The organism is Agrobacterium larrymoorei (assembly GCF_013322225.1).
Taxonomy (GTDB): domain Bacteria; phylum Pseudomonadota; class Alphaproteobacteria; order Rhizobiales; family Rhizobiaceae; genus Agrobacterium; species Agrobacterium larrymoorei_A.
In genome coordinates this window covers 18313-43327 of the sequence record NZ_JAAMFB010000016.1, presented here as the reverse complement: position 1 = coordinate 43327, position 25015 = coordinate 18313, and the positions used below count along the sequence as shown (strand labels likewise).

Sequence of the window (25015 nt, the reverse complement as noted above, 5' to 3'; positions counted from 1 at the left end):
GGCAACGGAAAAGCCAGCCAACGCACGTGACTCGCATCATATAGCCAATTTTGGCGGAATGGAGAAGGTGGAGGTTTCTGTTGCCAGGTACCTCCGAACCCCGCCTTACGGGGCTAACCGTAAGGACTTAGAGCGGAATTCCCGCACCGCCATTAGGCAGCGAGAGCGTATTCCTTAGCGTTGTTGTCATTTGCAACTACACTTGTGACCCGATAACGGCGGTATCATGCCGAGCGAAAGACCGATCTTTACACCCTTGTCGATCCTATTTCGCCCCCATCAAAAGCCGGCCTTCACGAGAGGCCGCCGGTTTTTGGTGGAGGCGCCGGGTACCGCCCCCGGGTCCAATAGGCTTATTACACCGACAGTTTATCGCCATAGCCGGATTTGCATCCGGCAAGGGTCATATAGGCATTTCTGCTGCCTTAGAAAAGAGGTCTCGTGACATTTCGATGAAAGGTTGCGCGCAATTCTTGACGTCGCAATGAGGTTGGAACATCTTCTTGTTCAACCGGTCGCTAAAATGCGCCGGAAAACTGGAGGATAGGACATGACGGACTACTTCGCAGACGTAAAGAAATATGATGCCGGTGCCGATGAGGCGGTGGTAAACAAAATCGTCAAGCATTTGGGCATCGCGCTCCGAAATCGTGACTCCTCGATGGTTTCGACTTCGGACCCGGACGAGCTTGCCCGTGTCAAGGCGAGTCGGTGTGGGAAGAAACTGGGTGTCGATGGTGCAGACGCTGACAAGGCAGTGAATGCGGCGGCAAAAGCAATGGCAGCGGACCGCACGAAGTCCCGTGTAACATTCTACTATCTGGTGGCAAAAGATCTCGGAAAGCTGGAAACCCTTTGATCCCGTAGAATAATGGGGAGCATTTCTTTCTCCCTGTTGGTTCCGCCGCCTGCGACGCCTATAATAAAGGCCACTTAAGGAATCGGCGGCGGAACTATGAAGCAGTATCTCGACCTTCTTGCGCATGTGATGAAAAACGGCAGTGACCGGGGCGACCGTACCGGCACAGGCACGCGCTCTGTTTTCGGATATCAGATGCGCTTCGATCTCTCCGAAGGCTTTCCGGTGCTGACCACCAAGAAGCTGCACCTTCGCTCGATCATCCATGAGCTGCTGTGGTTCCTGAAGGGTGACACCAATATCGCCTATCTCAAGGAGAACGGCGTCACAATCTGGGACGAGTGGGCAGATGAAAACGGTGATCTCGGTCCGGTCTACGGCGCGCAGTGGCGCTCATGGCCAGCACCGGACGGTCGACATATCGACCAGATCGCGCTTTTGATCGAAAGCCTGAAGACGAATCCGAACTCGCGCCGCCACATTGTTTCGGCCTGGAATCCGGCATTGGTAGACGAGATGGCTTTGCCGCCGTGCCACTGCCTCTTCCAGTTCTATGTCTCTGAAGGCAAGCTTTCCTGCCAGCTTTATCAGCGCTCCGCAGATATTTTCCTCGGCGTACCATTCAATATCGCTTCCTATGCGCTGCTGACGTTGATGGTTGCGCAGGTGGTCGGCCTCAAGCCGGGTGACTTCGTGCATACGCTAGGAGACGCGCATATCTATTCGAACCATTTCGAGCAGGCTGAACTCCAGATGACGCGGCAACCGAAGGCGCTTCCGACGATGCGCATAAATCCGGATGTGCGCGACCTGTTTGCCTTTAAATTCGAAGACTTTACGCTGGAAAACTACGAGGCTGATTCAAGCATCAAGGCACCGATTGCGGTATGAGTGAACCTCTTATTACGCTCATTGCAGCCGTTTCCCGCAACAATGTCATCGGGCGCGAACTCGATATGCCGTGGAAACTGTCGTCGGACCTGAAAAGGTTCAAGGCGCAGACCATGGGCAAGCCGCTGATCATGGGGCGCAAGACGTTTCTGTCCGTCGGCGAGCGCCCATTGCCGGGCAGGCCGCATATCATCGTCAGCCGAAACAGCGATTATAATCCCTCTGGTGTGGATGTCGTCGGGTCGCTGGAAGAGGCGCTCGACCTTGCGAAATCGAAGGCGCGGGAACTTGGCGTCGATGAGGTTTTCGTGGCTGGCGGTGGCGAAATCTACCGTCAGGCGATGCCTCTTGCCGATCAACTTTCCGTCACCCATGTGGAGGCGGAGCTGGAAGGGGACACGTTTTTCCCCGAAATTGACCCGGCCGTTTTCGAGAAGATCGACGAAATTCCCTTGCCAGCCGGGGAAAAGGATAACTACCCGGTGCGTTTTGTCACTTATCGACGGCGTATCGATGCAAAGTGAACTATTTACCCTGATCTGGTATTAAGTTACCGGCCCCGCGTTGAAAGAGACGCGTCCTATTCCTATAACGAGGACGATATTCCCGTCGAATGCTAATGAACGCATTCGAGAGGGAGCGGGAAGGTTTACAGTCAAAGAGGTATTGATGCCCTGGAGCAATCAAAATGGCGGCGGCGGCCCTTGGGGCGGCGGTAACGGCAGCGGCGGCGGTGGTGGAAACAACCAAGGCGGCCCGTGGGGTCAGGGACCGAACCGCCCGCGCGGCGGCGGTGGGGGTGGCGGCAACGGTGGCCCGCCGGATCTGGAAGAGATTATCCGTCGCAGTCAGGATCGTTTCAAGAACGTTCTGCCGGGTGGCTTCAACGGTGGCGTCGTTGCGATCCTCGTTCTGGTCGTTCTGGCATTTGTCGGTATCCAGTCTGTCTACACCGTACAGCCGGATGAGCGCGGCGTAGAACTTCGTTTCGGTAAGCCGAAAGATGAGGTCTCCATGCCCGGCCTGCATTTCCATCTCTGGCCAATCGAAACCGTCGAGATCGTCAAGGTCACGGAGCAGCAGCAAAACATCGGCGGTCGCGCCAACTCCAACTCCGCCCCGAGCGGTGTGATGTTGACCGGCGATCAAAACATCGTCAACGTTCAGTTCTCCGTGCTCTATACCGTATCCGACGCGAAGTCCTATCTGTTCAACGTCGATACGCCAGCCGAAACACTGCAACAGGTCGCGGAAAGCGCCATGCGTGAGATCGTCGGTCGTCGTCCGGCGCAGGATATCTTCCGCGACAATCGTCAGGCGATCTCTGCGGAAGTGCGCACGATCATTCAGACCACCATGGACAGCTATGGTGCCGGGCTTTCGATCAACGCAGTCGCCATCGAAGATGCAGCTCCCCCGCGTGAAGTGGCCGATGCCTTCGATGAGGTTCAGCGTGCCGAGCAGGACGAAGACCGTTTCGTGCAGGAAGCGAACCAGTACGCCAACCAGCGTCTGGGTGCCGCACGCGGTCAGGCTGCGCAGATCGTTGAAGAGGCGAATGCTTACAAAAGTCGAGTTGTGAATGAAGCTCAGGGTGAGGCGCAGCGCTTCGTGTCGATCTACGATCAATACCGAACAGCGCCGGACGTGACCCGTGAACGTATGTTCATCGAAACCATGGAGCAGGTCTTCAAGGGTTCGAACAAGGTCATCATCGATGAAAAGCAGGGAGTGGTGCCATATCTGCCTCTCAATGAAATGATGCGTGGTAATCCGGCTGCGCTCCAGCAGGGAGGCAACTGATATGGGTAATCGTCTAACTGCTATCCTCGTCGGTCTGGCCGTTGTTCTGTTCTTTGCCTACTCTTCGTTCTTCGTCGTCAACGAGCGCCAGCAGGCAATCGTCGTTCGCTTCGGTGAGATCAGGGACGTGAAGACGGAACCGGGTCTTTATTTCAAGCTTCCTTTCGCCTTCATGGATGCCGACCGCGTTCAGTACGTCGAAAATCGCGCCTTGCGTTTCGACCATGACAACATCCGTGTTCAGGTATCTGGCGGCAAGTTCTACGAGGTTGACGCTTTCGTGGTCTACCGCATCACCGATCCACGCCGCTTCCGTCAGACGGTTTCGGGTGATCAGGTTGCTGCGGAATCTCGCCTGCGTACTCGTTTCGACGCGTCGCTGCGTCGCGTTTATGGTCTTCGCGGCTTCGAAGCAGCGCTTTCCGATGCCCGTGCATCGATGATGCAGGAAGTGCGTGACGACCTGCGTCCCGATGCTGAATCGCTGGGACTGAGCATTGTCGATGTTCGTATTCGCCGTACGGACTTGACGCAGGAAGTGTCGCAGCAAACGTTCGAACGCATGAAGTCCGAGCGTCTTGCCGAGGCCGAACTGATCCGCGCACGCGGTAACGAAGAAGGTCAGCGTCGCCGCGCTATCGCCGATCGTCAGGTTGTCGAATTCGAATCCGAAGCACGTCGCCAGTCCGAAGTTTTTCGCGGTGAGGGCGATGCCGAACGTAACCGTATCTTCGGTGACGCATTCCAGCGCGATCCGGACTTCTTCGAGTTCTATCGCTCGATGACCGCCTATGCGAACTCATTGAACGGTACGGGCACGACGCTTGTGCTTTCGCCGGACTCGACGTTCTTCCGTTATTTCAACAATATCAACGGTGCCCAGGCAACGCCGCCAGCACAGCAGCCGACACCAGCGCCCTCTGGGAACTGATTGGTCGATATTGACGAAAGATGAAGCGCCGGTGGAAACATCGGCGCTTTCTTTTTTGGTCGTAATTTTCCTCTGGCAATGCAGGTGCATGATGGCGCATACAGCCAATGGATCATTGCCTTGGAGTTTTAAGTTGCAGATAAATAATATTCCTTTTGGAACGACGGATTGGTCGGAGATCGAACCGACACTTCATGCTGGCGAAACCGGCTCTGCGACATGGCGGACGCGTCAATTTGGGGACATTCGTGTACGGATAGTGGAATACACGCCTGGATATTTGGCAGATCACTGGTGCAGTAAAGGCCATATCCTTTTTTGCCTTGAGGGTGAAATCACCACCGAGTTGGAAGATGGGCGCAGCTTCATCCTGAAGGCTGGCATGAGCTATCAGGTTGCCGACAAGGCGGAACCGCACCGATCCTATACCGCGACCGGTGCCAAATTATTCATCGTTGATTGACAACTGCCTCTTGTCTACCCGAATTTTATTCAGACGTTTGAAGCTGATGCATGTCTTGCGGGCTTGGCACGCGTTCACGAAAAGGTATTTTTACACTTCATCATTCCGCCTTATGCTTGGCTATTAAGCTAGAGGCCATGTTTTGCAGATGCGAGGACGCTGTATGCCTGTGACCACCCTTTCGCCATTCCGCAGCAGCATCGCCGCAGTGGCGGGATTAGCAATCGTTGCCGGTGGTCTCTCCGTTCCGGTCAGCGCCCAGGCGCAAAGCATCGGACCCGCTTCGGTGGCGGATCTCGCAGCTCCCTTGCTGGATGCGGTGGTGAATATTTCGACCTCGCAGAGTGTGAAGGCAGAAGGCAAGGGGCCGACGCCGCCGCGTATTCCGGACGGTTCGCCGTTTCAGGAGTTCTTCAAGGATTATTTCGACAACCAGAAGCCGGACAATGGGGGTAAGGTCAGTTCGCTCGGTTCCGGCTTTGTCATCGATCCGGCCGGTTATGTCGTTACCAATAATCACGTCATCGAGGGTGCGGACGATATCGAGGTCATCTTCCCCAATGGCAACAAGCTGAAGGCGACGCTGGTTGGCACTGACACGAAGACCGATCTTTCGGTGCTCAAGGTGGAACCCAAAGCACCATTGAAAGCGGTTAAGTTTGGCGATTCCCGAACGATGCGCATCGGTGACTGGGTGATGGCTATCGGTAATCCGTTCGGTCTTGGCGGCTCGCTAACCGTTGGCGTGATTTCTGCACGGGGGCGCAACATCAATGCTGGCCCCTATGATAATTTCATCCAGACGGATGCTGCTATCAATAAGGGCAACTCAGGCGGCCCGCTCTTCAATATGAAGGGTGAGGTGATCGGCATCAACACCGCTATCATTTCCCCAAGCGGCGGTTCCATCGGTATCGGCTTTGCGGTTCCCACCGAGCTTGCTCAGAACATTGTCCAGCAACTGATTGAATTCGGTGAGACTCGCCGTGGCTGGCTTGGTGTTCGCGTGCAGCCGGTCACCGACGATATCGCGTCAAGCATCGGTCTGGATAGCCCGCGCGGAGCGTTGATTTCCGGCGTCGTGAAGGGTGGTCCGGTTGAAAACGGCCCGATTCAGGCGGGTGATGTGGTGCTGAACTTCGATGGCAAGCCTATCCAGGAAATGCGTGACCTGCCCCGGGTCGTCGCGGAAAGCCCGGTCGGCAAGGAAGTCGATGTCGTGGTGTTCCGAGATGGCAAGGAGCAGACGGTCAAGGTAAAGCTCGGTCAGTTACAGGACAGCGCGGAAGAGCAGCAGCCCGGTGCCAGCGGGGACGAGGCGACCCCGGAAAACGGCGAAAGTGGTGAAATGGCCACGCCTGAAGAAAACAACGGTGCGGAAAGCGAAGAGCAGCAGGCACCGGACGTTCGCGAAGCGCCGCAAACCGTGCTCGGCATGAATCTTGTCATGCTGACAGATGAACTGCGCACGGAAAAGGGCGTGGCCGAGAGCGTGGAGGGTGTTTACGTCTCCAGTGTAACGCCGGGTTCTGCCGCTGAAGAGAAAGGCGTGAAAGCCGGTGATGTGATCGTTGAAGTCGGTCAGGATTTCATGGAGGTGCCGGGCGACGTGCTGGTCCGCGTTAACGGCCTGAAGTCTGCTGGTCGCAAGAACGCACATGTGATGGTGGCGGATGCTCAGGGTAATCTTCGTTTCGTGGCAATACCGCTGGAATGAGGTGGCACCGAAGCCCTCTGCTATTTATTGTAGTTTCTAAGCGGCGAACCGGGTTCGCCGCTTTTTTCATGTGCGTTAGACTGAGATTATTTTGCGCTGACGACGAATATCGAAATTTTTTTTGCGCGACGTGATCAAGTTAGCAACGTCAATTCTATATTAAAATAATAGACAATGTAGTCTTCTTTTGGCGGCGGGCGCTGCTTTGGAAGAGATGGTGCCTTTACGTTTTTGAGCTGAAATATAATGAATTTCAGCGACTTAAAACAAAGTGAGGAACCATATGTCACGCAAGATCAGACTTGGCGCATTTCTACCGGGTGGCGGGCAGCACGTTGCAGCATGGCGGCATCCCGATCAGCCAGCCGATGGAGCGTTGAGTCTGGAGTTTCACAGACAACTTGCGCAAACTGCGGAACGCGGGCTATTCGACGCTTACTTCCTGGCAGACAATCTGGCCATCGGTTTTGGCGGAGCGCGAGAAGGCGGTAACGCGCGCGTGGCCGGTTTCGAGCCAACCACACTTTTCTCTGCACTTGCACCATTCACGAAGAATCTGGGTTTCATCGCCACCTCTTCGACGACCTACGAGGAGCCGTATTTGACGGCGCGCAAATTCGCGTCTCTCGACCTCATCTCCGGCGGGCGGGCAGGGTGGAACGTGGTTACGACGACCGGTGATCCCACCGCGCAAAACTTCAATCGCGAAACGCAATTGCCACACGCAGACCGCTACAAGCGTGCCGCCGAGCATGTGGATGTGGTGAAGAAGCTATGGGACAGTTTCGAGGATGATGCTTTCGTTCGCGATGTCGAAAGCGGGGTATTCTATGACAGCGCTAAACTGCACGAGGCGAGTCATCGTGGCGAGCATTTTCAAGTACGCGGCCCGCTGAACGTATCTCGCTCACCGCAAGGCCATCCCGTGATCGTTCAGGCAGGGCAGTCAGACGATGGGCGAGGGCTCGCCGCCGCAACGGCAGAAGTGATCTTCACCGCTCATCAACATATCGAAACAGCGCAGGAGTTTTACCGCGACATCAAGGCTCGCGCTCGTGGCTTTGGCCGCAATCCCAATCACGTCCTTGTCATGCCGGGAGTCTCGCCATTCGTCGGGCGCACCCACGCCGAGGCGCAGGAAAAATATGAGCGTCTGACATCACTCATTCTGGAAGAGGATGGCGTTGGACTGTTGAACGGCTTGACGGGTGGCACGCTCGATCTTCGCGGTTATGACCTTGATGGCCCACTGCCTGTCGCCCCTCCAACCGAGGGCATGAAGAGCCGTCAGGCGCTGCTTCGCCAGATCGCCGACGAAAACAATTTCACCATCCGCCAGCTCTACCAGTGGGTTGCTTCGGCGCGTGGCCATTACACTATCGTTGGAACGCCGGAGACGATCGTCGACACATTGCAGGAGTGGTTCGAGAACGAGGCGGCGGATGGATTCAACATCCTGCCGCCATGGTTGCCAACGGCGCTCGACGATTTTGTCGATCTCGTCATTCCTGAACTCCAGCGTCGCGGCTTATTCCGGACGGAATATGAAGGAACGACACTGCGAGAAAATCTGGGCCTCCCTTATCCCGTCAACCGCTGGACCGCTGCACGCTCGGTCGTCCAGGCCGCAGAGTGAGGTATTGAAATGTCTTATGAAGATGCCAAATCTCTTCATCCCAAGCTGCTTGATTATCAGAAAGAGCAGCCCGCCCCGCAGGCTCTACAAGCCGTCAATCGTCTAGTTTTACCTTTTCTCTCCCGCTATGGCCTGGTTTTGAGTTTTCTTGCCGCGTGGCAGATATCGAGCGTGCTAGGCTGGATCAACCCTGCCGTTTTTCCCCGTCTCGATACGATCATTGTGGCTCTCTGGAAGGGAATTTTCAGTGGCGCTTTGATCGATGATATTGCCATCAGCCTGCAACGATCCGGCATCGCGTTTGCCGCAGCGGTCGCCGTCGGCATTCCGCTCGGTTTGTTCATGGGGCAGGTGGCTGCGGTAGAACGTGCGCTCGATCCACTGTTGCAATTCTTCCGCCAGACCTCCGCGCTCGCGCTTTACCCAGTGTTCATCCTGCTTCTGGGGTTGGGTGAGGCATCGAAAGTCTTTGTGATCTTTTGGGCTACGCTATTTCCAATCCTTCTTTCGACCATTGGCGGCGTCATGGAAGTCGACCGCAAGCTGATCGAGATGGCCAGAACCTATGGCGCAGGCCGTATCACCATCTTCCGGCGCGTCGTTCTGCCTGCATCGGTGCCTGCCATCTTCGTCGGCCTCCGCCTGTCCGCAACCACGGCTCTGTTATTGTTGATCGCGGCTGAAATGATTGGCGCGAACAAGGGCGTCGGATTTCAGGTGATGAATGCCCAGTACAATTTCCAGATCCCGCTGATGTTCGCAGCAATTCTGCTTCTGGCTCTCCTCGGTCTCGCCGCCAATGCGGTGCTGGTTATCCTGCAACGAAAGTTGTGCCTCTGGTCAGAGCCTTCTCACTGACATCAGTTTCATTTCACCAGTTTCTCATTTCAAAGGACACGTCATGACCTTTCATTCTCGCAAGCTGTTGTTCTCGGCAGCGATCCTCTTCGGCCTCACAAGCGCTGCCTCGGCGGAAGAGGTAAAACTTCGCTATCTGGCCAGCCAGGGTGGGCTTGCCGCGCACGAACTTGCCGCCCAGCTTGGTTACTTCGATGGAACCGGTATCACGATCGAAAATATTGGTTATGCCCAGGGTGGCCCGGCTTCGCTGTTTGCGCTTGCATCCGGCGACGTTGAGATCGGCAGCGCAGCCACCGCCGCGGTTTTGAACTCCATCGCCGGTGGAAACGACTTCGTTGCTGCTTATCCTTCCAACGGTATCAACGATCAGGTCCAATCCGTCTTCTATGTTCTGGAAGACAGCCCCATCAAGGATATCAAGGACATTGCCGGTAAGACGATTGCCGTGAATACGCTGGGTGCGCATCTCGATTACACGATCCGCGAGGCATTGCATTCGGTCGATCTGCCAACCGATGCGGCGAAGCCGGTGGTGGTGCCGGGGCCGCAACTCGAGCAGGTCCTGCGTTCGAAGCAGGTAGATATCACTGCATTCGGCTATTGGCAGACCACGTTTGAGGGGCTGGCCAAGAAGACCGGCGGCATACGGGCGATTTTCGATGACACCGATGTCCTGGGAGATATCGCTGGCGGCTTCGTGGTTCTGCGTCGAGATTTCATCAAGGAGCATCCTGAAGCGGCGAAGATTTTCGTAGAACAGTCGCAGCGCGCTCTCGACTACGCTCGCGAAAACCCTGAAGAAACCAAGAGGATATTGGCCAAGGCTCTCGAGGAGCGCAGCGAGAACCCCGAGATCGCGCAATATTCTCTCGGATATGGAGTCCGCCCCGGTGGTAGGGCCATCGACCGTGATCTGCAATTCTGGATCGATATCCTGACGCGCGAGGGCAAGGTGAAGGAAGGCCAACTCGTGGCAAAAGACATCCTTTATTCTCCCGAAACAGCCGCAAGCAACTGAGGAAATCACATGAGTGCTTCCCAAGCCGTTCGTGGAGAGGTGGCGATCCGCCATCTCTCCAAATCCTATCACCTGAACGGCAAGCCTTTTCAGGTTTTGAAGGATATAACGCTCAACATACGATCTGGTGAGAGCCTTGCCATCGTTGGCGCAAGCGGTTCGGGCAAGACGACGCTGTTGCGTGTCCTTGCGGGTCTTGAAGAAGCCGATGGTGGGGATGTGCTGATCGACGGTGCGGCTTTTCGCGGTGTAGGCAAGGAGCGGGCCGTCATTTTTCAGGAGCCGCGTCTTCTGCCATGGCTGACCGTGCTGGACAACGTTGCCTTCGGGCTGGAGGCTCAAGGACTGGGCAAAGAGGACGCAAGAACGAGAGTGCGGCGCTACGTTCATCTCGTGGGCCTACAGCAATTCGAGACCGCGTACCCGCGCCAGCTTTCCGGTGGTATGGCGCAGCGGGTGGGAATTGCCCGTGCGCTTGCCGTTCAACCTGAAATCCTTCTACTGGACGAACCGTTAGGTGCGCTGGATGCCATGACCAAGATCGGCATGCAGCAGGAACTGGCGCGGATATGGCGGGAGGAGGACGTGACCACGGTTCTCGTGACACACGATCTGGAAGAGGCGATCTATCTTGCCGACCGCATTCTGATCCTGCCGCGCGAAAAAGGCGCTGCACCTCGGATCATCGATATAGATCTGCCACGGCCGAGGGATCGAAGCTCAGCGGCTTTCGTGCGTCAGCGCGAGGAGTTGTTGCATGTTTTTGGGTTGCATTAACTGCCGTCTACGGCACTTGCCGGTGCATCGCCTTCCACTGGTCTCGGGTCAACGCGTAGGTCACATGGGCCTTTAGATGCGGGTGCGTTTCCGGCACCCTGGGATGGTCGAAATCGCGCGAGGCGTCCCGGACAAGGCCGATGCGCTTCATCACCGCGGTCGAGCGGTGGTTATCGTGAACGGCGAAGGAGACGATCTCGGGTAAGCGCTTCTCGTCGAAGGCCATGGTCAAGAGCGACTTCGCGGCTTCCGTCACATAACCGCTACCCCAGAAGCGGGTCGCAAGGCGCCAGCCGATTTCCATCGTTCCCAATGGAAAAACCTCTTCCATATTCGCGGGCGCAATGCCGCAGAAACCAATGGGTTCAGCAGTTTCGCGTAGCTCCAGAGCATAGAAGCCGTAGCCAGTGGCGCGGATCATATCGTTCACGTTTCCCAGTGCCACATCCGATTCCGCGTGGCTTCGGCGAAACGGGAAAAATTCCATCACCTTGGAATCGGCATTGATTTCGCGAAACAGATCGCAATCCGTGTCCTTCCATTCGCGAAGGATCAACCTTGGCGTCCCGCGAATGATCATGCGGTAACGAAGTCTGCTTTACGATAGCCCTGGATGTACAGGAGCGCTGTCAGGTCGCCGTGGTCAATGCGAATTTGCGCTTCGGCGGCAACGGCTGGCTTTGCGTGAAGTGCGACGCCCGTACCCGCCAGATGCAGCATGCCGAGGTCGTTTGCGCCGTCTCCCACAGCGATTGCGTCAGCAGGCGTAATGCCGAGCTTGTTTGAAATGTCGATCAGGGCATCGACCTTGGCCTGCTTGCCGAGGATGGGCTCCATGACCGTACCGTCAAGATGTCCGTCCTGTTCGCCAAGCGTGTTGGCACGGTTTTCATCGAAACCGAGCATCCCTGCAACGCGGCCGGTGAAAGAGGTAAAGCCGCCTGAAACAAGCGCTGCATAGTGGCCTTTCGCCTTCATGGTCGCAATCAACTCTTTGCCGCCAGGCATCATGGTGATGCGCGTTTCGATCACGTCGTCGATGACCGAAACGGGAAGGCCTTTCAGCAGGCTCACACGTTCGCGTAGTGCAGGCTCGAATGCAATTTCGCCATTCATGGCGCGGGCGGTGATTTCGGAGACCCTGTCCTTCAACCCGACTTCGGCAGCAAGTTCATCGATGCACTCCTGCTGGATCATGGTGGAGTCCATGTCCGCAATCAGCATCTTCTTGCGGCGCGTATCCTGCTGCTGAATAGCGATATCAATCGGTGCATTCGCCAGAACGGCGGCAATCTTCTCACGCGCTTCATCTGGTTTCGTGCCGTCGCGCAAGGCCAGATCGCAAGCTATCCCATCCGCCAGCCAGTATAGGCCGGAGGCATTTACGGCCGCTGCCGCCTTTTCTCCGAGGGCGGGAACGAGAACAGGATTTGACGGATTGGCGATAAGCGTGGCAACGAGAGCCATGATGAAAAACCTTGATGTCGAATTCGATGCGATCCTGATAACCGGCCCGACGGCAAGCGGCAAGTCCGCGCTTGCGCTTCGTTTGGCGCAGGAGAGCAATGGCGTCGTCATCAATGCGGATAGTATGCAGGTTTACGACACGTTGCGCGTATTGACCGCACGTCCTTCGGCGCAGGAGATGGAAGGCGTACCGCATCATCTGTACGGGCATGTGCCAGCAAGCCAGCTTTACTCCACCGGAGAATGGCTGCGGGAGATCACCACACTTCTCGAAAGGCTTCGGGGCGAGGGACGTCTGCCGGTCATCGTCGGCGGAACGGGGCTTTATTTCAAGGCGCTGACGGGCGGGCTTTCCGAAATGCCGACCATACCAGCCGATATCCGCGACCATTACCGGCAGCGGCTATTGAATGGCGGAAGCGCCAGCCTTCATGCGGAGTTGAAGCAACGGGACCCGGATATGGCAAGTGCTTTGAAGCAATCGGACGGACAGCGGATCGTTCGGGCGCTGGAAGTGCTGGAAACGACCGGACAGTCTATCAAAACGTTTCAGAGCACGAGTGGGCCGATGATCATAGATCCCGAGCGGGCGCAAAAAATCGTCGTTCTGCCGGAAAGAAGCGTGCTGCATGACCGCATCAATCGTCGTTTCGAGGGGATGATGCAAAGCGGGGCCGTCGAGGAGGTCGAGGCGCTGCTATCGCTCGGCCTTTCGCCTGATGCTACCGCGATGAAAGCCATCGGCGTATCTCAAATTGCTGAGATGCTGGCTGGACGGATGAGCGAAGCTGACGTCATCGAAAAAGCGGCGGCGGCGACGCGGCAATATGCCAAACGACAGATGACGTGGTTCCGCAACCAGATGGACGAGGACTGGCGGCGTATCGAGCCGTGATCAGTCCTTTTTATAGAGACTGCCCAGCGGTTTCTTCATCAAGGTCTCACGCAAGGATGACCTGTTTTCCTCAGTGAAGAACGAGCGGGTCGCCTGCCGCTGAAATTCGTGCCTGCGAAATTCGTTTTCTGGGTCTAAAGCCGGTGAGGGCGCGCGCTGTATGGAGCCAGCGTGGCCTCTTGGCAGCATATCCGGTCGATAGGGTTCATCGCCGCTTTCAAGGCCCGTGCCGAATTCGCGCTTCCAGTTGTCCAGCTCTTCATCGTCGGTATCTTTCGCCAATTGCGCGTCGTAGCTCTGGCGAAAGCCTGAAATATCCGGGCCAGCGACGGCCCGCATGCGTTTGACGATGGAGCGCAGGTCCACTGTGTCCGGCGTATCGTCGTGGATCGGCGTGACGATGCTGTTGGCTTTGGGCAGGACGTGTTGCGGCACGCGATTGAAGCGCATGCGCATGGGTACCGTGATCGCCTCACCGAACGCTATCGCCTCGCCATTGCCTATGGAGGAGAGGAAGCTGGTGGTGGAAGAAGACGAATTCGGAACCGCGTTGCGGATGATTTCCTGATCGCTTTCGTTGGAAAGCCGCATTGCAAAGACCGTCGAGCATTGCGACAGGATGGTTTGGTCCAGTTCGCCGGGACGCTGGGTGATGATGCCGAGCGACACGCCGTATTTGCGGCCCTCCTTGGCAATGCGGGCGATGGCCTGTCGCGTCGGGAAGAAACCAAGCTCGGGGTCGGCAGGCACATATCGGTGCGCTTCTTCGCAAACGACGAGGGTGTGGATTGCGCCTTGGCTCCAGAGGGCAAGCTCGAAGGCCATACGGCAGAGGACTGATGCGACAGAATTGACGACCTCGGAGGGAATGCCCGCCAGTTGGAAAACGGAAATCGGTCTTCCTTCTCCCGGCACGCGGAAGATATGCGCAACCGTCTCCATGATCGTATCGCTGATCGTGCTGTTGGAGAACATGAAGTGATAGCGCGGATCGTTGACGGCAGACATGATGCGCATTTTCAGATTGCGCAGCACGGGTTTGTCGTTTCGCCCTTCCAGTCTCCCGATCCGCTCATCGATCAGCGCCAGAAGGTCTGCCAGGCGGTAGGGAACAGGCGTATCGGCGGTAAGCGATGATTTTTCCGATGCGCGGCGTAGTGGCGCATTCTCCGTTCCGCGAAAAGCGCGTTTCGCTTCAGGGACGAGATCGCGCAGAATATCCAGCTCTTCGGCATTGGGTCGCCGACCGCGGAATAAAACTTCCGCGAATTCTTCCAGTTTCATCAGCCAGAAGGGCAGGTCCAGCGTGTCTGTATCGATGACGACCGAGGTGGTCGGAAAGGCGGCTGCGAACTCGTTATGCGGATCGAGAATAAGGACGCGCAGCTTCGGGTCTTTTTCGATAGCCTTGTTCAGAAGCAGCGAGACTGCCGTGGATTTGCCGACGCCGGTGGAGCCGAGAACGGCGAAATGCTTGGACAGCATTTCCGGAATACTGATCGTCGCATCGATGCTGTCATCTTGAGTAAGCTTGCCGACGACGCTGGAGCCCCTGTCCGAATTCTCATAAATGCGCATGAGATCGCTGGAGCGGATACGATGCGCTACGGCGCCAAGATAAGGATAGCGGGAGATACCGCTCGAGAAGCGTTCTGCGCCATCTGTGGTGCGATAGATTTCGCCGAGCAATTCCACTTCGATCAGTAACGTGTTGCTATGTTTATCCGACCAGTTTTTCCCTTCCGTCGTCATGGAATTGGTCAGCGCAGCGACACGCGTTTCGCCGAGATCGATAGAGATGAGACGGCCGATGGACCATAACTCGGCAAGCTCCTGATTGCCTGGTTCGGTCGTTGCGGAAATCGTTGCGCGCGAGCCCGTACAGGAAATGACATGGCCAAGACGACGGTTGCCCGCCGTCAGTTCATCGCGGCGATCTTGTTCGCCAGCTTTAGCGGATCTGCGAAGATCGTCGTTGAACACGTTTCGCCCCTGTCATAGGTCTTCACGGCTAGAGTGTCATACAGCCATTTGCATTTTCTGATGGTATGGCGAGATACTAAGCGATCGCATTTAACAACTCGTGTAATTGTCGCGCATATTTGTTTCGGCCGCCAACCGTTTTTCGCAATAAAAGAAATCGACGGCCGTTTTTTCCGCAATTTGCGTTGACGGATGCCTCCTTTATGACTAACACTCCGCCCCATGAAAAATCTTAACGTACTTATCGTGGTGGGAAGGCGCATGGGCAGGGTGGTGTGACCATCCGGCGAAAGCACCCATGCGCTGAACGAGGCTCCTCAAAGGGGCCTTTTTTTATGTCTTCACACAGGCCATAAGGCCCACGATATCCAAAGCCAAATCGGGATGGAACAGGCAATGACGGATAAGGACAATACGGAAAACAGCAATCGCATGACGGGCGCAGAGATCGTTCTGCGCGCCCTCAAGGATAACGGCGTAGAGCATATCTTCGGTTATCCGGGCGGTGCGGTTCTTCCGATCTATGACGAGATTTTCCAGCAGGAAGACATCCAGCATATTCTAGTGCGTCATGAGCAGGGCGCAGGCCATGCCGCAGAAGGTTATGCCCGTTCCACTGGCAAGGTCGGCGTCATGCTTGTTACCTCCGGTCCCGGTGCGACGAATGCCGTTACGCCGTTGCAGGACGCGTTGATGGACAGCATCCCGCTAGTCTGCATTTCCGGCCAGGTTCCAACGTCGCTGATCGGTTCCGATGCATTTCAGGAATGCGATACGGTTGGCATAACGCGCCCCTGCACCAAGCATAACTGGCTGGTAAAGGACGTCAACGAACTGGCGGGCATCATTCATGAGGCTTTCCGCATTGCCCAGACTGGCCGTCCCGGTCCTGTTGTCGTTGACGTTCCCAAGGACATACAGTTTGCGACCGGCACCTATACGCCGCCATCCGCTGCCGTTCAGCAGAAGAGCTACAAGCCGAAGGTTCAGGGTGATCTGAATGCCGTTCAGGCCGCTATCGAACTGATGTCCAAGGCCAAGCGTCCGGTCTTCTATACCGGCGGCGGCGTCATCAATTCCGGACCGGAAGCAACACGTCTGCTGCGTGAACTGGTGGAGCTGACCGGCTTCCCCATCACGTCCACTCTGATGGGGCTGGGTGCCTATCCGGCTTCCGGCGACAAGTGGCTGGGCATGCTGGGTATGCATGGTTCCTACGAAGCCAACATGACCATGCATGATTGCGACGTTCTGGTCTGCGTCGGTGCGCGTTTCGATGACCGAATTACCGGTCGTCTGAATGCGTTTTCGCCGAACTCCAAGAAGATCCACATCGATATCGATCCGTCTTCCATCAACAAGAACGTTCGCGTCGATGTCCCGATCATCGGTGATGTCGGCCATGTTCTGGAAGATATGGTTCGCCTGTGGCGCGCCTTGCCGCACAAGCCTGAAAAGGCGCAGACGGCGGAGTGGCACAGTCAGATCGGGCGCTGGCGCGCGCGCAATTCGTTTGCCTACAAGAACTCCAACGATGTCATCATGCCGCAATATGCGCTTCAGCGTCTGTATGAGGCATCCAAGGGTCGCGATACCTACATCACCACGGAAGTCGGCCAGCATCAGATGTGGGCAGCGCAGTTCTTCGGTTTCGAAGAGCCTAACCACTGGATGACCTCTGGCGGACTCGGCACCATGGGTTACGGCCTGCCGGCGGCTATCGGCGTTCAGGTTGCGCACCCGGATGCGCTTGTCATCGACGTTGCGGGTGATGCCTCGATCCAGATGTGCATTCAGGAAATGTCCTGCGCCATCCAGTATAACCTGCCGGTCAAAATCTTTATTTTGAACAATCAGTATATGGGTATGGTGCGCCAGTGGCAGCAGTTGCTGCACGGCAACCGTCTGTCAAACTCCTACACCGAAGCCATGCCGGATTTCGTGAAGCTGGCGGAAGCTTACGGTGCAGTTGGGATGTATTGCGACGATCCGAAGGAACTGGACGGCAAGATCGCCGAGATGATTGCGGTCAATAAGCCGGTCATCTTCGATTGCCGCGTCGCCAATCTCGCCAACTGCTTCCCGATGATCCCATCGGGCAAGGCACATAACGAGATGTTGCTGCCGGACGAGGCAACTGACGAAGCGGTTGCAAACGCCATCGACGCCAAGGGCCGTCAGCTAGTTTAAGAGGGGGAAGAGGACAGGAATAATGAACGCACACCTACAGCCCACCGGCTCTGCCTATTTCATCCAGAAGGAAACGGAGATGGTGGAGAACCATACGCTTTCCGTTCTGGTCAACAACGAGCCGGGCGTTCTCGCCCGCGTCATCGGCCTGTTTTCCGGTCGTGGCTACAACATCGAAAGCCTGACGGTTTCGGAGACGGAACACGAAGCGCATCTGTCGCGCATCACCATCGTCACACGGGGAACGCCGGGCGTGCTGGAGCAGATCAAGGCGCAGCTGGAACGCATCGTTCCGGTTCACCGCGTGGTTGATCTTACAGTGCGCGCCCGTCAGGCCGGTCAGGAACGCCCCATCGAGCGAGAAGTAGCACTGATAAAGGTTGCCGGGCGCGGGGAAGACCGTGCAGAGACACTGCGTCTGGCCGATGCGTTCCACGCCAAGGTGGTGGATGCGACTCTCGATCACTTCATCTTCGAAATCACCGGCAAGTCTTCCAAGATCGATCAGTTCGTATCGATCATCAAGCCGCTTGGACTAATCGAAATCTGCCGCACCGGTATCGCAGCGATGAACCGCGGCCCACAGGGGATGTAATCTCGCGGGCATCTTTATGTCTTGAAGCCCGTGGCCTTGCCGCGGGCTTTTTCATGCCTGCTTGGGTTGTGAATTTGGATGAAGAGCTTATATTTTCAGGAGAAAATGAGGATCGCGAAAGAGTGAGTGCAAAGGAAGTTTTCGTTCTCTCCGGTGCGGAGCTGCGCTTCTGTTGATCCTGTTTTGGTTGGTGATGTTTTACCGCTTGTCGCGCCGTAAGGATTTTGGCGAACTCTGGGCACGTTCGATTTTTCCCATCCACGAAACTGCGCCACGTGCTGGCGAGAAAGCTGCAATTGCTTTTCATGAGGCCAAATCGCATCTGGCTTCGGTTTTCGGAGCGTGCCATCTCCTCCTCTTTGTGACGTTTGCGGGGATTGCCCTGTTCACAGGTTTCACGCATCAAGAGATTTTTGAGGTGCTGGAATGAAATCCAAGTCCCGCCAGGCAATGGCGCTATACTGCCGAAGCTACCTTTTAACATTTGGTGGTATCATGGTCGCAGGTGTGCTTTTCGTGATCTATGCAGCTACATCCAGCGCGGAAGGACTGTCTTTCGGAGGTTGGGCACTGGTCGCCGTTTTCGGCGTGCTCGGAACCGGGCTTTTCACGACAGGCATCTTCGGCAGCCGCTCGATGGTGGACAGGCTGGCAGACTGGACTTCCGGCCACGAGATCAGCATCGTCCTGATGATTATGGCTTTTCCCCTCTACTGGGTTTTGAAGAAAGCCAACGTCTTTTCAGACTGATCGCCCTTCGATCAGCGGTTAATTTCGGCAGAAGCCAGATCTTTGTATGTGCTCCACTCTACCCAAGATAGTTGTTGGCGGCATGTGATGGCTCTGCTTAACGTTGCGTAAGCTGATGATCTCAGTAATCTTTTTATATCGGTGATTTCTTTTTTGCTTTGGAGTGCATTCACGGCTGCACAATTTTAAATGTTTATAAATTGGTTTTACGGCACAACTGTGGAGTCTCTCGCTCCATGATGGAGCGTCTCACTTAGATCGACAAAGCAATGGCTTCCAACCTAGATCGGGGGACCGGGAGTGGGCACGCTTTTGTCATCTGGCAGATTGCCTTACGCGAGGACCCATGTCGTTTCTTGAGAACGCGAAAATCCGCACGAAAATTCTTTCCCTCATCGTTCCCGTCTCGTTGATCGGCTTGGGTGGCGTTGGCTTCGTATCATCAAATTATAAGAGTGCTGATGACACCTATTCCGATCTGATTACGACTGACGCCATTGCTGCGACCGAACTTTTTCGCGCCAGCACAGCAATCGTCGCCGTAGGCTACGATACGACAGCCGGTCTGATTATGTCCGAGCAATCGGTAAAGCCGACCGAGATTGAAGCGACCTACAAGAGGGATGCTAGCGTTATCTCGCAACGGCTTGAAGATGTCAAAAAACGCGTCCCGGAACTTGCCAGCAGTCTTGACCCGATGAATGATCGCGCAAAGGCGATCGTGGCATCGATGGACAAGGCTTGGGAAGCGATGCGTACAGGCGATTTTCGGGCGAGCCGCAGGTTGTTGCTTGAGGCTGGTCCAGAGATTGAAAAGTGGCGGGCCGACATTCGTGCTATCAGTGAAAGCAGCCTCAAGGGTGTAATGGACAGGTCGGGTGAATTGAGTGCCACGACAGACAAGACGATCCTGACTTCGCTTGCAGCGCTCGGAATACTCTTCGCCCTTGCCGTTATCGCAGCGCTCTTGATTTCTGCACGCGGCATAACCGGCCCCATAGCGCGTCTGAGTACCCGAATGGTCTCGCTCGCCAACGGCGAAACGAAGGCTGAGATCGACGGCCTGAAGCGCAAGGACGAAGTCGGCCAGATGGCTGCGGCTGTTTCCGTTTTCCGCGAGAACGCGCTTGAGCGTATTCGCTTGGAACAGGAAGCCGATGCCAATCGCAGCCTTTCGGAGAAGGAGCGGATCGCCCGCGAAGAGCAGAAGGCAAGGGAAGCGGCAGACACGCAGTTTGCGGTCGATAATCTAGCCGATGCGCTGTCGCGCCTGTCGGAAGGCGATGTGTCCTACCGCATCAGCCAGCCGTTTGCGCAGCATCTCGATCTGGTGCGCAACAACTTCAACGCCTCTGCCGAAAAGCTTCAGTCGGCGCTATCGCGTGTGGCCGACAATGCCCGCGGTATCGATGCGGGTGCCAACGAAATCCGCTCTGCTGCCGACGATCTGGCCAAGCGCACCGAACAGCAGGCAGCCTCGGTCGAAGAGACAGCCGCAGCACTTGAGGAAATCACCACCACGGTGAAGGATTCTACCCGGCGCGCGCAGGAAGCAGGCGAGCTTGTGTCTCGTGCCCGCACCGGTGCGGAACAGTCCGGCAATGTGGTGCGCAAGGCCGTCGTTGCGATGGAGCAGATCGAGAAGTCCTCGTCTGAAATCTCCAACATCATCAGCGTGATCGACGAGATCGCCTTCCAGACCAACCTTCTTGCGCTGAATGCCGGTGTGGAAGCAGCGCGTGCGGGTGAGGCGGGCAAGGGCTTTGCCGTTGTTGCGCAGGAGGTGCGTGAACTGGCGCAGCGCTCCGCAAGTGCCGCCAAGGACATCAAGGCGCTGATCAACACCTCCAATACCCAGGTTCAGGAGGGTGTGGAGCTTGTGGGCGAGACGGGCCGTGCGCTGGAAACCATCGTTGCGGAAGTGCAGGAGATCAACCGGCATGTGATGGCGATCGTTGAATCGGCGCAGGAGCAGTCTTCGGGCTTGCAGCAGATCAATACGGCTGTGAACCAGATGGATCAGGACACGCAGAAGAATGCGGCGATGGTGGAGGAATCCACCGCTGCCAGCCATGGCTTGGCCCGTGAGGTTGCCTCTCTCAACCAGCTTCTGGCGCAGTTCAAGCTTGCAGGCGGCTACGAGGCTCCGGTTCGTGCAGCAACTCCGACAGAACGACCCGCACCATCACCGGCCCGCGCGCTTGGTCGCAAGGTCGCATCCGCCTTCAATGGCAATGCAGCGGTGAAGCAGGACTGGGAAGAGTTTTGATCTTTCCCGCAGCACGTCGCTGAACGAAAAAAACCGGGTGCCGAAAGCGCCCGGTTTTTTGTGTCAGATGTCCAACATCTTCACGCGGGGAATCAATTTGATCTCAGCTTGATTCCGGAAGGCGCCGTAAAGCATTGAATTCCCGTCATAACATTTCAAGTGGAGTCCGCTGTTTCGGTGGTTGGAATGCGGCGTCGAGGGCTGCCCAATCTTCGTCGCTTATCTCAAGGTCCGTCGCGCCACGATTTTCCTCTACGCGTTCCGGTCTTGCACTTTTCGGTATCGCGATTACACCTTCCCGTTCTAGCAGAAAGGCAAGCGCCACTTGTGCAGGTGTGGCCTGATAGGCCTTGGCGATCCGAATGAGTTCGTGATTGTTCAGAATACGACCCTGTTCCATGGGTGAGTACGCCATGACAGCGACGTCATGTTGCTGGCACCAGGGTAGAAGATCGAATTCAGGGCCGCGTCGAGAGACGTTATAGAGGATCTGATTGACAGCGCAGTTTGCGCCATCGGGCATGGAAAAGAGTTCCTCCATATCGTCCGTATCGAAGTTGGAGACTCCCCATGCCGCGATCTTGCCATCACGCTTCAGTCTCTCGAAGGCTGCAACTGTTTCATCCAGCGGGTGTGATCCGCGCCAGTGCAGGAGATAGAGATCAAGCTGATCGACGCCAAGCCGTTTCAGGCTGCGCTCACAGGCCTCGATGGTGCCGGTCGCGCTGGCGTTGAAAGGGTAGATTTTGCTGACGAGAAAGACCTGATCCCGTATATCTCTGATGGCTTTGCCCACGACTTCCTCTGAGCGTCCATCCGCGTACATTTCCGCCGTATCGACAACTTTCATACCAAGCTCGACAGACCTGCGAATGCTGGCAATTTCCTGCGCTTCGCCAGCCTTGGCATCACCCATATTCCACGTGCCGATTCCAAGGGCTGGGACGGTTTTACCAAAGGGCAGGGTAACGGTTGGCAAGTCTTCGAACATGGTCTTCTCCCATTCTGATCTTCCCACCATAAACTACGGCGGTCCAAGGTCGATCCATCAAAACTTGTAGGGAATTCCATTCATGTAGCGGGCTGGTTTTTGGTAACGCCGGCGAATAGATTTCGGTCTCCAAGGGGAAAACCATGACAATCGAGACCTTCATAGCGCTTGTGCTTTTTGCTTTTACCACATCCATCACGCCCGGACCGAATAACATGATGCTCTTTGCCTCCGGCGTAAATTTCGGCTTCCACCGGACCATTCCGCATATGCTGGGTATCGGCGCAGGCTTTCTGTCACTGCTGGTTGGCGTTGGCCTCGGGCTTGGCGCGTTGCTGCACTCGGTTCCGATGCTTTACACGGCGCTGAAGTTTGCAGGCGGTGCGTATCTCATCTGGATCGCCTGGAAAATCGGCACATCCAGGTCGTTGAGTGACGGCAAGACGAGTGAGGAGCCTATGACGTTTCTGGGCGCAGCTGCATTTCAGTGGGTCAATCCGAAGGCGTGGGTGATGGCGGTGACAGCCATGGCGACCTATACGGACGAGAACCAGTATTTTTTCACCGTCCTTATCGTCGGTCTCGCCTTTGCTGCCGTCAATCTTCCCAGCGTTTCGACATGGGCGGGTTTCGGATCGGTCCTTCGCGAATGGCTCTCGGTACCGGTACGGTTGAAATGGTTCAACATTTCCATGGCGATACTGCTTGTCATCAGCCTTTGGCCGATGCTGAAATAAAAACGCCCGCGCTTTTGACGCGGGCGTGGTTTTAAAATTCAAGATAATCCTAGAACTCTTCCCATGACTGAGCCGCCGAAGCTGAGCCGCCGCCGAAAGCGCCCGCGACTTTCTTCATCAACTGGCGGGTCGGCGATGCGACGGGAGTGGAGGCAGGTGAAGCGACCTGGATCGAACGGTGGCCGGTTCCCCCCTCGAGACTGAACTGGGCGATCAGTTTGTTCAGTTCTCCCGCTTCCTTGGCAAGGCTGTGGCTGGCGGCGGTCGATTGTTCCACCATGGCAGCATTCTGCTGCGTGCCCTGATCCATCGTGTTGACCGCGGAATTAATCTCCTGAATGCCAACCGACTGCTCGCGTGCCGATTCCACGATGGCGTTGACGTGATGATTGATCTGCTGAACCTCGGCGACGATGTTTTCCAGCGCACTACCCGTATTGCCCACGAGGTTGACGCCAGCCCTTACCTGTTCTCCAGAGGTGACGATCAGCGTTTTTATCTCCTTGGCCGCATTGGCGGAACGCTGAGCGAGTTCGCGCACTTCCTGGGCGACGACGGCAAAGCCTTTGCCAGCTTCACCGGCGCGCGCCGCTTCAACGCCTGCGTTCAGCGCCAGAAGGTTGGTCTGAAAAGCGATTTCGTCGATAACGCCGATGATGTTGGAAATTTCGCTTGAAGACTTTTCGATCTGCTGCATGGCAATGACGGCATCGCGAACGACCTTGCCGGAATTTTCGGCGCTGATGCGGGTCTTGGTGACCAGACTGCCGACTTCTTCGGCGCGCTTGGCGGAGTCGCGAACGGTTGTCGAAATCTGTTCGAGAGCAGCTGCCGTTTCTTCAACGGATGCGGCCTGCTGTTCGGTGCGCTTGGAAAGATCGTCCGCAGCGGAGCGAATTTCATTAGCGCCAGCATCGATGCCGCGGGCATTCTTGCCGACGGAAATGAGGGCTTCATTCAGCTTTCCGACGGAGTTGTTGAAATCTTTTCTCAGGCGGTCGAGGTGCTCCACGAAAGGCGACGCGATGCGGTGGGCGACATTGCCGTCCGCCAACTGTCCGAGACCTTCTGCCAGAGCATCGACGGCGAACTGAATGTCGGCGGCTTCCTTGGCTTTCTGGGCTTCACGTTCCTGCCGTTCCTTCTCGGTCATCGAGCGATTGGCGTCGGCTTCGCGTTCCATCTGGATCTTGGCGATGGCGTTGTCCTTGAAGACCTGTACGGTTTCGGCCATTTGGCCGATCTCATCCTTGCGTCCCACGCCAGGGATTTCCACCTGCGTTTCGCCGTTTGCCAGACGCTTCATGGCGGATGTCATGGCCAGCAGCGGACGGGAGATTCCGGAGCCGATAAGGAGACCGGCCGCAAGGGCGATGAGAACCGCGCCTGCAAGGCTGCCCCAGATCATGTTGATGGAAGAGGATACTGCGGCGTCATTTGCTGCAGACCGCTTCGTAAGTAATACCTTCTCGTCGTTCTGCAGCTCCAGAATGACGCTTCGCAGGCCGTCGAAATAGGTCTTGCCCTGTGATGCGTCGAGCTGCCGGTTCATGTCGCCGATCGAAGTGGTGTCGGCCAATGTGGCGCGCGCCGTGATCTGCGGTTCGGCAAAGTTCTTTTGCCAGTCGCTTATGGCGGTCCGGATTTTATCGAGACGTGTGACCTGGGTCGGGTTGTCGCTGACCATAGCTTTCAGCTGGTCGATCATCGGATAGATTGCCTGCTCACCTTTACGGTATGGAGCTAGGAAATCCTGCTTTCCCGTTATGATGAAGCCGCGCATGCCGGTTTCCATGTCCACGGCGGCAGCGGTAATATTATCTGATTTGCTCAGCACCTGGTTGGTGTGGTCAACCCAACCGTTGCTCTCTGTCATCGATGAAATGCTGGTAAGTGCGATTGTGCCGATGGCTATTGCCAGCAATACCGGCGCTGACGTTCCAGACACGACTTTTGATTTTGTGGAAAGGTTCTTGAAAGAGAACATTTTTCCCCGCCCCTATGATCGAAGTTATTGCAGCGTGGTGAGCATGGCGTTGCTCCGAACAACTTTGTTTTTCTTGTCGGGGTTTCGTAGGAAAGCCGCGTGTCGTTCTGGTCCGTTTCATGGCGCAGGTGAAACATCCCTAATATTTCACCCGTGCAATTTGATATTATTGACGATCACTTTATTGTTAGTTAA

23 protein-coding genes and 1 other RNA gene are annotated in these 25015 nt (G+C 56.2%); 18 read left to right on the top strand and 6 right to left on the bottom strand.

Going from position 1 to position 25015, the window contains the following annotated elements; translation table 11 throughout:
- Positions 1–66 precede the first annotated feature (66 nt).
- Positions 67–437: a transfer-messenger RNA gene (gene ssrA / locus G6L28_RS09080) on the bottom strand.
- A 113-nt stretch (positions 438–550) separates the two neighbouring features.
- Here ssrA and G6L28_RS09075 point away from each other — a divergent pair.
- The 11 genes from G6L28_RS09075 to G6L28_RS09025 all read left to right on the top strand — a co-directional run bounded on the left by G6L28_RS09075 (position 551) and on the right by G6L28_RS09025 (position 10956).
- Complete coding sequence (locus G6L28_RS09075; RefSeq protein ID WP_174063442.1) at positions 551–859, top strand: DUF2853 family protein; 309 nt, start codon at positions 551–553, stop codon at positions 857–859.
- A 96-nt stretch (positions 860–955) separates the two neighbouring features.
- Positions 956–1750: a thymidylate synthase gene (locus G6L28_RS09070; protein WP_174063441.1), complete on the top strand. Its 795-nt coding sequence runs from the start codon at positions 956–958 to the stop codon at positions 1748–1750.
- Positions 1747–2274, top strand: coding sequence for a dihydrofolate reductase (locus G6L28_RS09065; protein ID WP_174063440.1), 528 nt, complete (start codon positions 1747–1749; stop codon positions 2272–2274). The genes G6L28_RS09070 and G6L28_RS09065 overlap by 4 nt, the downstream gene beginning before the upstream one ends.
- A 145-nt stretch (positions 2275–2419) precedes the next feature.
- Positions 2420–3553 carry an FtsH protease activity modulator HflK gene (gene hflK, locus G6L28_RS09060; RefSeq protein WP_174063439.1) on the top strand — a complete coding sequence of 378 codons (1134 nt, stop codon included), beginning with the start codon at positions 2420–2422 and terminating at the stop codon, positions 3551–3553.
- 1 nt (position 3554) lies between these two features.
- Positions 3555–4484, top strand: a complete 930-nt coding sequence (hflC, locus tag G6L28_RS09055; RefSeq protein WP_174063438.1) for a protease modulator HflC — start codon at positions 3555–3557, stop codon at positions 4482–4484.
- 133 nt (positions 4485–4617) lie between these two features.
- The gene (locus G6L28_RS09050) at positions 4618–4947 is read left to right on the top strand and encodes a DHCW motif cupin fold protein (protein WP_174063699.1); all 330 of its coding nucleotides are present in this window, start codon (positions 4618–4620) and stop codon (positions 4945–4947) included.
- A 163-nt stretch (positions 4948–5110) separates the two neighbouring features.
- Positions 5111–6664, top strand: a complete 1554-nt coding sequence (locus G6L28_RS09045; RefSeq protein ID WP_174063437.1) for a Do family serine endopeptidase — start codon at positions 5111–5113, stop codon at positions 6662–6664.
- Between the two features lie 283 nt (positions 6665–6947).
- Positions 6948–8300 (top strand): LLM class flavin-dependent oxidoreductase, encoded by a 1353-nt coding sequence (locus G6L28_RS09040; RefSeq protein WP_174063436.1) that lies wholly within the window; start codon positions 6948–6950, stop codon positions 8298–8300.
- A 9-nt stretch (positions 8301–8309) separates the two neighbouring features.
- Positions 8310–9158: an ABC transporter permease gene (locus G6L28_RS09035; protein WP_174063435.1), complete on the top strand. Its 849-nt coding sequence runs from the start codon at positions 8310–8312 to the stop codon at positions 9156–9158.
- Between the two features lie 43 nt (positions 9159–9201).
- On the top strand, positions 9202–10179 hold the full coding sequence (locus G6L28_RS09030) for an ABC transporter substrate-binding protein (RefSeq protein ID WP_174063434.1): 978 nt from the start codon (positions 9202–9204) through the stop codon (positions 10177–10179).
- Positions 10180–10188: 9 nt separating this feature from the next.
- On the top strand, positions 10189–10956 hold the full coding sequence (locus G6L28_RS09025) for an ABC transporter ATP-binding protein (RefSeq protein WP_174063433.1): 768 nt from the start codon (positions 10189–10191) through the stop codon (positions 10954–10956).
- A gap of 7 nt (positions 10957–10963) precedes the next feature.
- On the opposite strand, the gene G6L28_RS09020 is transcribed toward G6L28_RS09025, so the two are convergent.
- Positions 10964–11536: a GNAT family N-acetyltransferase gene (locus G6L28_RS09020; protein ID WP_174063432.1), complete on the bottom strand. Its 573-nt coding sequence runs from the start codon at positions 11534–11536 to the stop codon at positions 10964–10966.
- Complete coding sequence (gene serB, locus G6L28_RS09015; protein WP_174063431.1) at positions 11533–12423, bottom strand: phosphoserine phosphatase SerB; 891 nt, start codon at positions 12421–12423, stop codon at positions 11533–11535. Before serB ends, G6L28_RS09020 begins: the two co-directional genes overlap by 4 nt.
- Between serB and miaA the strand changes: the two genes are divergently transcribed.
- Positions 12422–13318 carry a tRNA (adenosine(37)-N6)-dimethylallyltransferase MiaA gene (miaA, locus tag G6L28_RS09010; RefSeq protein ID WP_174063430.1) on the top strand — a complete coding sequence of 299 codons (897 nt, stop codon included), beginning with the start codon at positions 12422–12424 and terminating at the stop codon, positions 13316–13318. The two genes, serB and miaA, sit on opposite strands and share 2 nt — an antisense overlap.
- Here the strand turns inward: miaA and G6L28_RS09005 are convergent, their stop codons facing one another.
- Positions 13319–15301, bottom strand: a complete 1983-nt coding sequence (locus tag G6L28_RS09005) for a helicase HerA domain-containing protein (RefSeq protein WP_174063429.1) — start codon at positions 15299–15301, stop codon at positions 13319–13321.
- 396 nt (positions 15302–15697) lie between these two features.
- On the opposite strand from G6L28_RS09005, the gene G6L28_RS09000 reads away from it, so the two are divergent.
- The 5 genes from G6L28_RS09000 (at position 15698) to G6L28_RS08980 (ending at position 21105) form a co-directional block, all read left to right on the top strand.
- A complete protein-coding gene (locus G6L28_RS09000) occupies positions 15698–17491 on the top strand; it encodes an acetolactate synthase 3 large subunit (RefSeq protein WP_174063428.1) in 1794 nt (597 codons plus the stop codon).
- Between the two features lie 22 nt (positions 17492–17513).
- Positions 17514–18086 carry an acetolactate synthase small subunit gene (gene ilvN / locus G6L28_RS08995; RefSeq protein ID WP_174063427.1) on the top strand — a complete coding sequence of 191 codons (573 nt, stop codon included), beginning with the start codon at positions 17514–17516 and terminating at the stop codon, positions 18084–18086.
- A 172-nt stretch (positions 18087–18258) separates the two neighbouring features.
- Positions 18259–18516 (top strand): hypothetical protein, encoded by a 258-nt coding sequence (locus G6L28_RS08990; protein ID WP_174063426.1) that lies wholly within the window; start codon positions 18259–18261, stop codon positions 18514–18516.
- On the top strand, positions 18513–18836 hold the full coding sequence (locus G6L28_RS08985) for a hypothetical protein (protein WP_174063425.1): 324 nt from the start codon (positions 18513–18515) through the stop codon (positions 18834–18836). Before G6L28_RS08990 ends, G6L28_RS08985 begins: the two co-directional genes overlap by 4 nt.
- Before the next feature lie 346 nt (positions 18837–19182).
- Positions 19183–21105 carry a methyl-accepting chemotaxis protein gene (locus tag G6L28_RS08980; RefSeq protein ID WP_174063424.1) on the top strand — a complete coding sequence of 641 codons (1923 nt, stop codon included), beginning with the start codon at positions 19183–19185 and terminating at the stop codon, positions 21103–21105.
- Between the two features lie 145 nt (positions 21106–21250).
- Here the strand turns inward: G6L28_RS08980 and G6L28_RS08975 are convergent, their stop codons facing one another.
- Complete coding sequence (locus G6L28_RS08975) at positions 21251–22096, bottom strand: aldo/keto reductase (RefSeq protein ID WP_174063423.1); 846 nt, start codon at positions 22094–22096, stop codon at positions 21251–21253.
- A 143-nt stretch (positions 22097–22239) separates the two neighbouring features.
- Here G6L28_RS08975 and G6L28_RS08970 point away from each other — a divergent pair, with 143 nt between their 5' ends.
- The gene (locus G6L28_RS08970; protein WP_174063422.1) at positions 22240–22833 is read left to right on the top strand and encodes a LysE family translocator; all 594 of its coding nucleotides are present in this window, start codon (positions 22240–22242) and stop codon (positions 22831–22833) included.
- 49 nt (positions 22834–22882) lie between these two features.
- Here G6L28_RS08970 and G6L28_RS08965 read toward each other — a convergent pair whose 3' ends face one another.
- Positions 22883–24820, bottom strand: a complete 1938-nt coding sequence (locus G6L28_RS08965; protein ID WP_174063421.1) for a methyl-accepting chemotaxis protein — start codon at positions 24818–24820, stop codon at positions 22883–22885.
- Between the last annotated feature and the right edge of the window lie 195 nt (positions 24821–25015).

Bases quoted from the DNA above. Each gene is read 5' to 3' on its own strand.
- G6L28_RS09025 (WP_174063433.1), top strand. From the start codon at position 10,189: ATGAGTGCTTCCCAAGCCGTTCGTGGAGAGGTGGCGATCCGCCATCTC.
- G6L28_RS09045 (WP_174063437.1), top strand. From the start codon at position 5,111: ATGCCTGTGACCACCCTTTCGCCATTCCGCAGCAGCATCGCCGCAGTG.
- ilvN (WP_174063427.1), top strand. From the start codon at position 17,514: ATGAACGCACACCTACAGCCCACCGGCTCTGCCTATTTCATCCAGAAG.
- G6L28_RS09000 (WP_174063428.1), top strand. From the start codon at position 15,698: ATGACGGATAAGGACAATACGGAAAACAGCAATCGCATGACGGGCGCA.
- G6L28_RS09035 (WP_174063435.1), top strand. From the start codon at position 8,310: ATGTCTTATGAAGATGCCAAATCTCTTCATCCCAAGCTGCTTGATTAT.
- G6L28_RS09040 (WP_174063436.1), top strand. From the start codon at position 6,948: ATGTCACGCAAGATCAGACTTGGCGCATTTCTACCGGGTGGCGGGCAG.
- G6L28_RS08975 (WP_174063423.1), bottom strand. From the start codon at position 22,096: ATGTTCGAAGACTTGCCAACCGTTACCCTGCCCTTTGGTAAAACCGTC.
- G6L28_RS09030 (WP_174063434.1), top strand. From the start codon at position 9,202: ATGACCTTTCATTCTCGCAAGCTGTTGTTCTCGGCAGCGATCCTCTTC.
- serB (WP_174063431.1), bottom strand. From the start codon at position 12,423: ATGGCTCTCGTTGCCACGCTTATCGCCAATCCGTCAAATCCTGTTCTC.
- G6L28_RS09070 (WP_174063441.1), top strand. From the start codon at position 956: ATGAAGCAGTATCTCGACCTTCTTGCGCATGTGATGAAAAACGGCAGT.
- G6L28_RS09065 (WP_174063440.1), top strand. From the start codon at position 1,747: ATGAGTGAACCTCTTATTACGCTCATTGCAGCCGTTTCCCGCAACAAT.
- G6L28_RS08970 (WP_174063422.1), top strand. From the start codon at position 22,240: ATGACAATCGAGACCTTCATAGCGCTTGTGCTTTTTGCTTTTACCACA.
- G6L28_RS08965 (WP_174063421.1), bottom strand. From the start codon at position 24,820: ATGTTCTCTTTCAAGAACCTTTCCACAAAATCAAAAGTCGTGTCTGGA.
- G6L28_RS09075 (WP_174063442.1), top strand. From the start codon at position 551: ATGACGGACTACTTCGCAGACGTAAAGAAATATGATGCCGGTGCCGAT.
- G6L28_RS09020 (WP_174063432.1), bottom strand. From the start codon at position 11,536: ATGATCATTCGCGGGACGCCAAGGTTGATCCTTCGCGAATGGAAGGAC.
- G6L28_RS08985 (WP_174063425.1), top strand. From the start codon at position 18,513: ATGAAATCCAAGTCCCGCCAGGCAATGGCGCTATACTGCCGAAGCTAC.
- hflK (WP_174063439.1), top strand. From the start codon at position 2,420: ATGCCCTGGAGCAATCAAAATGGCGGCGGCGGCCCTTGGGGCGGCGGT.
- miaA (WP_174063430.1), top strand. From the start codon at position 12,422: ATGATGAAAAACCTTGATGTCGAATTCGATGCGATCCTGATAACCGGC.
- hflC (WP_174063438.1), top strand. From the start codon at position 3,555: ATGGGTAATCGTCTAACTGCTATCCTCGTCGGTCTGGCCGTTGTTCTG.
- G6L28_RS08980 (WP_174063424.1), top strand. From the start codon at position 19,183: ATGTCGTTTCTTGAGAACGCGAAAATCCGCACGAAAATTCTTTCCCTC.